Origin of the sequence: Mycobacterium szulgai, assembly GCF_002116635.1 — a bacterium.
Taxonomy (GTDB): domain Bacteria; phylum Actinomycetota; class Actinomycetes; order Mycobacteriales; family Mycobacteriaceae; genus Mycobacterium; species Mycobacterium szulgai.
This window is the reverse complement of the sequence record NZ_LQPW01000012.1, coordinates 21,433-29,142: the sequence shown is the minus strand read 5'-3', so window position 1 is coordinate 29,142 and position 7,710 is coordinate 21,433. Positions and strand designations below refer to the sequence as shown.

5 protein-coding genes are annotated in these 7,710 nt (G+C 66.4%); all 5 read left to right on the top strand.

From position 1 onward, the window contains the following. On the top strand, positions 1–1,224 hold a 1,224-nt coding region (locus AWC27_RS02985), incomplete at its 5' end, for a MinD/ParA family ATP-binding protein (RefSeq protein ID WP_245846810.1). Continuing rightward, positions 1,221–2,732, top strand: coding sequence for a type VII secretion integral membrane protein EccD (gene eccD / locus AWC27_RS02980; RefSeq protein ID WP_169726697.1), 1,512 nt, complete (start codon positions 1,221–1,223; stop codon positions 2,730–2,732). The genes AWC27_RS02985 and eccD, both read left to right, overlap by 4 nt. Then, entirely contained in the window at positions 2,732–4,168 is a 1,437-nt protein-coding gene (gene mycP / locus AWC27_RS02975) for a type VII secretion-associated serine protease mycosin (RefSeq protein WP_085669129.1), read from the top strand. Before eccD ends, mycP begins: the two co-directional genes overlap by 1 nt. Beyond that, positions 4,165–5,862, top strand: a complete 1,698-nt coding sequence (gene eccE / locus AWC27_RS02970) for a type VII secretion protein EccE (RefSeq protein WP_085669128.1) — start codon at positions 4,165–4,167, stop codon at positions 5,860–5,862. Before mycP ends, eccE begins: the two co-directional genes overlap by 4 nt. Beyond that, on the top strand, positions 5,859–7,658 hold the full coding sequence (locus tag AWC27_RS02965) for an AAA family ATPase (protein ID WP_085669127.1): 1,800 nt from the start codon (positions 5,859–5,861) through the stop codon (positions 7,656–7,658). The genes eccE and AWC27_RS02965 overlap by 4 nt, the downstream gene beginning before the upstream one ends. Positions 7,659–7,710: the final 52 nt, after the last annotated feature.

Sequence of the window (7,710 nt, the reverse complement as noted above, 5' to 3'; positions counted from 1 at the left end):
ACATGGTGGATGGTTCGTCCGCACGGCGGGCCACCTTCCCAGGAGTCGTTGTTCGGCGGTCCGCAGACCGGGATGCCGCGCCAGCCTCCTACCTCCCCGCCCGGGTACCGCCCGCCGACTAGGGACGAGGGGCGCTACGGCGCCCGTGTTGAAAACGATCCGTTCGCCTCGGTCGGCGCCATGCGCGCCCAGATTCACGACGGCCAGGTCGCTGCACCGTACAAGCCGGTTCCCGAAACCGGTTGGCGCCACGGCTTGTACAAGATGACCCGGATCAACCTCGGCTTGTCGGCCAAGGAAGTGCACTGGAACGACTTGCGTCGCCGGCTCAAAGTCAACTTGCGGGGCAAGTACGTCATCGCAGTGATGCAGTCCAAGGGTGGGGTCAACAAGACCAGCACCACTGTGCTGCTGGGCGCGGCATTGTCGAAGTACCGCGACGAGAAGATCGTGGCGATCGACGCCAACCCGGCCAACGGCAACCTGGCCCGCCGTATCGACGAACCATCCACCATGTCCTGGCGTGGGCTCAACAGTGACCGAAACTTGCGCGATTACAGCGACTTTCGCGAATATCTCGGTAAGGACAACCATTCCGGGCTGGAAGTCTTGGGCAGCGACAGGGGCCGCACACCGATGACCGGGGCCGACCTGATCACCGCGTGGTCCAAACTGCAGGTGCAATATCCCATCGCCATCGTGGACTGCGGAAACCAGCTCGACGACGACCTCACCCATGCTCTGCTCGAGCACATCCGGGTCGATGCGATCGTCGTGCCGTCCACCACGCGCCTCGACGGCGCCCAGGGCGCGGCCGACACGTTGAACTGGCTGCTAGAAAGCGGCTACCCGCACCTGGTGCGCGAGGCGGTAGTGATCGTCAGCAACATCAACAAGGTCAACGCCAGCGCGCAGGTCAAGCAGCTGCACGCCGACTTCGGGCGCACGGTGCGCTCGGTGCACACGATCGACTTCGATGCGCACCTCAGTGACGCCGTACCTATCGAGTTCGACCGGTTAGCGCCCAACACTCAGCTGCACTACATCGAAGCCGCCGCTTCCCTGGCCGACGGCTTTGCCCGCGCCACCGACCGCGATCCCGGCGCCCGCCAACAGCGCATCACCGGAGCGCCCGAGGGGCAGCCACGCCCACCGCAAGGCGGCGGCTACCCCGGTTCGTGGCCCCCGGCGCCAGGCGGTCAAACGTGGGGTCCCCGCCAGTGAGCATCGTATCGGAGCGCACAGGCATTCGGCCGGCGGCCCAGGTACGGATTCGCGAGCAAGTCCGGGTAGCGGTGCTGTTCGGGGATCGGCAGACCGATCTGGTGCTGCCCGCCACCGAGGCGGTAGCCACCCTGGTCAACGAGGTGCTGGCACAGGTGGTCAGCACCGGTGACGAGGTCCGCGGCCCGGATGACAACGATCTGATCGTCCCAGGCATAGTGACGCTCAAGCGGGTTGGCGGCGCTGCCCTGACCCGGGGCCAGTCGCTGCGCGAACAAGGCATCACGGACGGCAGTCTGCTGATCCTTGAGGTCGACGACGCCGAGGTGTCGTTCACCGAGGTGATCGAGAACGCCTCTTCAGCTATCGCCCACCTCAACGCTCAGCGATTCAAATCGGTCACTCCGCAAACCGCACTGAACGTCGCCGCGGTGACCGCCGCAGCCGCGGCAGTGATCGTCTGTGGGCTGCTGCTGTGGGTCTGGCACCTCAACCACACGGCCGGCGCCTACTGGCCGGTGATTCCCCCGGCGACAGCCGCGGGGCTGGCGGTGGTCCTGTTTTTCGGTGGCGCCGCGGCGTGGTGGCGCCAGCACGTCGCCGCCATGGCCTACGGCCTGTGGACAGGAGCGTTGTCCGCCATCGCCGTCGCGGGCTACACCGCCGTGCCCGGACCAGCGGGCTCCTGGCATGTCGTGCTCGCGGCAACGCTGACCCTGGTGGCTGCCATCGCATTGTGGGCGCTGTCGCCGGCCCCGGCAGGAGTGCTGGCCTGGCTGACGTTGGTGTGCCTGGGTGCCGCCCTGCTGGGCGTCCTACACACGACCGGAATACAGATGCACTATTTGTGGATCGGCACCATGGTGGTGGCCCTGGTAGTGCTCAAGAAAGTCGAGTCGCTGTCGGGTCTGCTCGCACGGGTGCCCATGCCAAGCTTTCCGACGGTCACCGGCAAGCTGGTCTTCGACGACGCCGAGGGTATCGCCGCCGAAGCGCTGGTAGCCGCTGAGACCGAAGGCACGCCCAGCGTCGAGGAACTCAAACGCGCAGCCGCGTCCGCCAACAGCTATTTGCAGGCCATCGTTGCGGCGGTGTCACCGTTCTTCATCGCCGGCGCTGCCGGGATCGTGACCCCCGGGCACGGACGCTGGATTCTGGGCACCGTGTTCGTGCTGGGCATCGCTGCCATCCTCGTCCTCGGGGGGCGCGCCCTAGAAGACCGCGCCGCAGCAGTCACCGTTGTGGCAACGGCCCTGGCGATGACGGCCGCCCTCGGCCTCAAATATGCTCTGACGAGCCACAATCCGACAGTCAGCCTGATCATCAGTGCGCTCATCAGCGCTGTGGGACTGGCGGCGCTGGTCATCGCCGCGGTCGTCCCGCAGCGACCGTTTTCCGCGCCATTCCGCAAGTTGGTGGAGTGGCTGGAGTACGGCTTGCAGTTCCTGGTGTTCCCACTCAGCCTGTGGCTGCTCAACATCTACTTCCTCGCCAGGACGGCACTGTAATGACCGGTGCGTGGACCCAGCGCGGGGTGTGCGCCGCCGCAGTCAGCATGTTGGTGATGATGACCCCGCTCAGCGCGGGCGTCGCGGGGGCAATATCGCCCCCGGTGATCGACCCCGGTGCGGTCCCCAACCCGCTGCCGCTGGGCCCGGGCGAGCCGCTGCGCCAAGAGCATCAATGCATTCCATCGGGCCTGATGCCCGACACCGACCTCGGGGCTCCCACCGCGGCGCAAAAGTTCATGGACCTTCCCGCCCTATGGCAATCCGCGGGCCGCGGAGCTGGCCAGACGATCGCGATGGTCGACACAGGAGTCAACGTCTCACCACGGCTGCCACACATCCACGGAGGCGGCGATTACGTGGATGAAGCGGCAAATGGCTTGCAGGACTGCGACTCTCACGGAACGGTGGTCGCGAGCATCCTGGGTGCGCAGCCGACCCAGACCGACGGTTTGGTCGGCGTGGTCCCCGACGCCGACATCATCTCCATCCGCCAATCCTCAGAAGCATGGGTGCCGGCCAACCCGACCTCAGCCGACGTCGAAGCTGACCGGCGCGCCGGAACGGTCGCCTCCTTGGCCAAAGCCATCGTGCTGGCCGCCAATACCGGCGCCAGAGTGATGAACATTTCCATCGTCAGCTGCATCCCGGTCCTCAAGCCCGTCGATCAGACCACCCTGGGGGCGGCCGTGCGCTACGCGGCGGTGGACAAGGACATTGTCATCGTCGCGGCCGGCGGCAACTTGGGCGGGGCGGGGTGCGCGCAGAACCCCGACATCGATGCCACCAGCGCCAAAGATCCCCGTAACTGGAACGGCGTCGTCACCATCTCCACCCCGGCCTGGTTCTCCCAGTACGTGTTCTCGGTGAGCGCCACCGACGGCAGCGGCCAGCCCGCCGTGGACACCAACCACCGTGAGATCAGCCTGTCCGGGCCGTGGATCGGAGCCGCGGCTCCTGGGGTGTTCATCGAAGGACTCGACGACAAGGGCGGGGTGATCAACGCGACCTTCGACGCAACCGCCGGTGTCCTGCGGCCCATCAACGGCACCTCCTTCGCCGCGCCCTACGTGACAGGCCTCGCCGCGCTAGTCCGCGCGAAGTATCCCAATCTCACTGCAGCGCAGGTGATTCAGCGCATCGAGGCGACCGCGCACTCGCCTGCGGCGTCCCCACAGGACGTCGCAGGGGGGGCGGTGGTGGACAACCGTATGGGGTACGGGGCCGTCGACCCGGTGGCCGCGCTCAACGACGACGTGCCGTTGGGCCCGGCCCTGCCGACCGAACATCTCAGCCGGCCCCTGCACCCGCCGCCACCACCCCCGCCGCCAGACCATCGGCCGATGATCGTCGCCCTCGGCGGCGCGGGCACCGCGATCGGGATCCTGGTGGCGCTGTTCTTCATCGCCAAAGTCTCTCGGAGGCGGCAGATATGACTCTAATCGAGCTGACCGACCCGGCGGCCTCCGCCGACAACGGGCCGCAGCGCACGCCGGGGGAGCGGTTGCCCCGCTGGCAGGTTCGGTTCCCGCTGCGCCGGGCGATCATCGCCGAAGTCGCTGCGACGCTCGCAGTGGTGCCTTTGGCCTCCCGGATGCCGTGGTGGGCGCTGATCCCGATTGCGGTGCTGGTGTTCGTCGCGGTGGGCCTGATGTATCGCGGCACGACCGGTTGGACCTGGCTCACCCGGGCACGGCGAGTGCGGCGAGCTCGGCGCAGCGCCACGGTACGGCAGGCGCGCGGTGCACTTCCAGGCCCGTTCGAGGCCGAGTTGCCCGGTGTGGGCCCTGGCGGGCTGATGTGGGACGGCGAGTACGCCATCACCATGATCGCGCTGCACGGACGGCAGTACGCACCCACGGTGCTGGTCTCCGAAGGCGCCGAATCGATCGACACAGTGCCGCTGACTGTGTGCGGGGGGCTGCTGCAACAGTTCGGTGGCCTGGAACTGCACTCCATCGACACCATCAGTATCGGCACTCGCACCGCCCACGACGGTCAATTCACCGGCCGCTACGAGGAAACCGTTGCCGATCGGGCGGCGGTCGGTGAACGTCGCACCTGGCTGGTGCTGCGGCTTCGGCCAACCGCGTGCCTCGACGCCATGCTCTATCGCCACAGCGTGGCAGAAGCCATCGAAGCGGCCACCGAGCGGATTCGCCAAGCCGCTACCCGCGCCGGATGCCGCGCGGTGACTTGCAGCGCCGAGCAGATCCGGGTTGCCACCACCATCCTGCTGGTTGGCCACGAACTAGCCGACTACCAGGAACGATGGACCGACCTGCGTGTCGGCGACGACTACGTGACCCCCTACCGGATGTCGGGGGCCGACTTGAGCACTCGCGTGCTCAACGACGTGTGGACCATCCGCGCCACCAAAGCCGTTGTGCTGGTGCGCATGACACGTCATGCCGAGACCGGTGAACTGACGGTCGGGGCGCTGGTACGCGTGCATACCCCGGCGCATCTGACCCACCCACCGCTTTCAACGTTACAAACCGTGCCCGGTCAAGCCTTCGAGGCATTGGCGGCAACCCTGCCCCTGGGTGATCGCTCGTTGAGCGTGCCGCTGTCGATGCGGCCCCTGCAAAGCGCACCGCTTCCCGTGCAGGTCGGGCCGACAGGTTTCCTCCACGGGATGGCCGAGTGGTCCGGGGTACCACTGCTGCTGAATTGGACGGATCCACTCAAATTTGTGCGCGTGGCCATCGCCGCGGATCTCGACGTTGCGGAAGCCCTGGTGCTGCGGGCCACCTCGGCTGGGGCGACCGCGGAGATCCACACTGTGCGCCCCACTCGCTGGCAGCCGATCTGCGACAACATCCGCATCAGCATGGCCCGCAATCAAGAACGCTCCAAGGTCGCGACGCTGACCGTGGCCGACGGTTCACAACCTCAGCAGGCCCTGCGTGAAAGCGGGGAACGCGGACATGCGTTGGTGTCGGTGATGCGCCCTGACGAAGCGCTACCCGAGGACGCCGACATCCGCATCCGCCAGGTTGGCCCCAACCACATCACCGTGCAGACCCCGGCCAGGCCCCGGCCCATGACGCTGGGAATCATCCGGCCGCGCAACGAAGCTCACACCTTGACCCATCTCCTCCCACCGTCCAGGAGCCCACGCCGATGAGTCAGCGCAGTACCGAAGCCCTGCGGGCGGGCATGAAGACCTTGAAAAGCAACCCACGCCGTGCCCTAGAGGTCTTGAAGCTGGCCACCGACGACGACCCCGGCATGGCTGATGCATGGCTGGGTCGCATCGCTGCCGGCGACCGCTCACCGGGCACGATTGCCCGACTGGCCGACGCACGCGACCGCCTCGGCATAGACCTGGGGACCTGCGGCTGCGATGTCCGCGTCGTCGATCTCGATGTCACCTTCGACATCGAATACCTGCGCTGGCGCATCGAGGACGCCACCACCGCCCAACTCGCCTACGTCGGGATCCTGCTGGCCGACCACAACTACGCCGAGGCCAGCACACGGTTGGCCGGGCTGGGCACCGACCCCAAGGTCCAATACACCCGCGGCGTCCTCATGCAGATGACCGAGCGCTGGCCAGATGTTCTCGCCGCCGTCGCGGGCCGCGAGGCGTGGTTCAACGACACACTGCTAAGCAGAGGTGGCGCCCTCCTAGAAGCCAAGGCCTCCGCGCATCTAGGCATGTGGGAACGGGCTACAGCTGCGGTCGAGGCCGCCTGCGAGAACACCTACGCACCCGACCTCATCACCCGCGACGCCACTTTCCACAAAGCGCTCATCGCCCGCGCGCAAGGAGACGACGACACCGCACGTCAGGTACTGGGCGACGTCGCCATGCGCTGGCCCGAACTCGAACTGGCGCGAACAGCGCTGGCGGACCCCACTTTCGGGATCAAGGTCGTCGACCACGCCACCATCGACACCCGCGTTGATCCGTGGGACCCGACGACCGGGCGCACCCCGGAACAACGCCACGACGACCAACATGCCTCCGAGGCCCGCAAGGACCTCGCGGACGCAGAGGCGACCCTCAAGGCGATGATCGGCCTCGATGAAGTCAAACAGCAGGTCCGCTCACTCAAAGCCACCACTGTTGCCCGGATCCTGCGGGAGCGCAAGGGACATACCAGCACCGCAGTCACCAACCATCTCTTGATGATGGGTCCCCCCGGGGTTGGAAAGACCGAAGTCGCCCGCGTCATCGCAAGAACATTCTGTGGGCTGGGGATTTTGCCCCATCGCGACGTCCTGGAAACCAGCAAGGAAGCCTTGGCCGGTCAGTTCGTCGGATCCGTAGAAACGCAGACCCGCGAGTTCCTTGCCAGTGCGATCGGAAAGACGGTGTTCTTCGACGAGTTCGGCGAACTCCTGCACGGCGGGTACGCCGGTGGCGACCCGATCGGTCAGGCCATAGTTGCGGCGATCGTCCCCTGGATGGAGAACAACCGGGACAAAGCCGTGTTCATCGCCGCAGGCTATCCGCGAGGATGCCAAAAGGTGATCGCTTCCAACGCCGGCCTGCAAGGGCGCTTCGCCACCACCATCCAATTCAGCTCCTACCCTCCGGACAAACTGATCGCTATCGCACGCGCAATCCTGGCGCGCGGCAGCAACATCGTAGAGCCCGGCGCATTGGAAACAGTTCTGCTGGAACCCTTTACACGGTTTTATAACGAGACCAAGGTCAATGCGGACGGGGACACCGTGAGGGCCATTGACGATCTCAACAACGGCCGATTCGTGCGCAACATCCTAGAGAAGGCTCAGATCGTGCGCGACGTCCGTGTCCTGGACAATCTGGGCCTCGACGAGCTCGACCTCAGCGACGCCACGCTCGGTGACTCCATCGCCGAGAACGACTTGCTCTTGATCACCCGGGAGGATCTGTGGAACGGGCTGCAGCAGGCCACACCACCCGCCTTCCGCACGAACGGCTCCCGCTGAACCACCGGCCGAGGCCGGAATGTCGTGGCGAGCGCGAACGTGCTCACACTAG

Excerpts from the sequence above, each read along its gene's own strand:
- mycP (WP_085669129.1), top strand. The coding sequence starts at position 2,732 with ATGACCGGTGCGTGGACCCAGCGCGGGGTGTGCGCCGCCGCAGTCAGC.
- eccE (WP_085669128.1), top strand. The coding sequence starts at position 4,165 with ATGACTCTAATCGAGCTGACCGACCCGGCGGCCTCCGCCGACAACGGG.
- AWC27_RS02965 (WP_085669127.1), top strand. The coding sequence starts at position 5,859 with ATGAGTCAGCGCAGTACCGAAGCCCTGCGGGCGGGCATGAAGACCTTG.